Genomic DNA, 1115 nt, shown 5'->3' with positions numbered 1-1115 from the left:
GGCCATCTGGGCCTCCGCATCCCTTTTGCGGGCGTTGAGGATCACCAGCATCTTGCGCATCACCGCGACCAAAGCCACCTTGCCCGGCTTGCCCTGCTTGACGAGGGATTCAAAAAATTCCTTGAGCCGAGGCTCATAGCGTTTGGCGGTCAGCGCCGCCATGTAGAGCGCTTCGCGTACAACGGCGCGGCCACCGCTAATGCTCCGTCTCCCTTTCCAGGTGCCGCTTTCGCGGTTCATGGGGGCAACCCCTACCAAGGCCGAGATGGCTTTCCCGCTGAGCTTGCCCAGCTCCGGGAGCTCGCAGGCTAGGGTTGCCATCAACACCGGGCCGGCACCTTTGAGCTTGGCAAAGTCACGCCATCCTTCCTGTTCGGCCAGCAGCGCTGCGATGGTGGCGTCGAGCTGCTTGATGCTTTTCTGGATCTCGCGCAGGTGCTGATTCAGCATGGAAATCAGGCCGGGTTCGCTGAACGCGCGCATGCGCTGATGCTCGCTCACCCGCATCTGGACCAGGTGGCGACGTCGCTGGCACAGCTCACCCAGACGGCGCTGCCAAGCCGCTGGCGGTACGTAGCGGGTCAGCTTTAGGGCATCGGCCATGTGGGCCAGCACCATGGCATCAATACGATCGGTCTTGGCCTGCTTTCCCGTGGCTGAGGCAAAGCTGCGGCCACGGCCAGGATTGATTCGTACCATCGGCAGGCCTGCTTCATGCAGCGCATCCAGTGCCTTTTGCTCGTAGCCGCCACTGGCCTCGAGCACGACCTGCTTGGCTGGCCACTGCTGCAACCACCGAATCAGGCTATTCCAGCCACGTTTGCTGTTCTTGAACTGGCGAAAGGCCTGTTCATGGACGGCAACATCCAGATTCTCACCACTGACATCGATCCCGATCCCAAACATGAGGTAACTCCGCTAGGCTGACAGGGCCGAGAGCTCCCCCCGCTTGCCCAGTCTTATCAGTGCGAGCGCCAACTCGATCAACTGTTCGGGCGGATCAGGGAGAAACCGGCGCGGAGATCCTTGCTACAGAGCGATCGAAAAGACCTAGAGCCGAACGGTCGTCCGCGCCGGGCTCTCGGCACCTAAGGTGCCAGAGTCGGAAGAGATAA

Annotated in this window: 1 protein-coding gene; it reads right to left on the bottom strand. The window is 61.3% G+C overall.

The features are described 5' to 3' along the window. Positions 1–906, bottom strand: a 906-nt coding sequence (locus N434_RS25450; RefSeq protein ID WP_110760783.1) for an IS110 family transposase, incomplete at its 3' end; no start/stop codon positions are given. Positions 907–1115: the final 209 nt, after the last annotated feature.

Source organism: Rhizobium sp. UGM030330-04 (genome assembly GCF_003208455.1).
GTDB lineage: Bacteria > Pseudomonadota > Alphaproteobacteria > Rhizobiales > Rhizobiaceae > Agrobacterium > Agrobacterium rhizogenes_A.
Note: the sequence above shows the minus strand (reverse complement) of the source record. Positions and strands in the feature narration are given on the sequence as shown.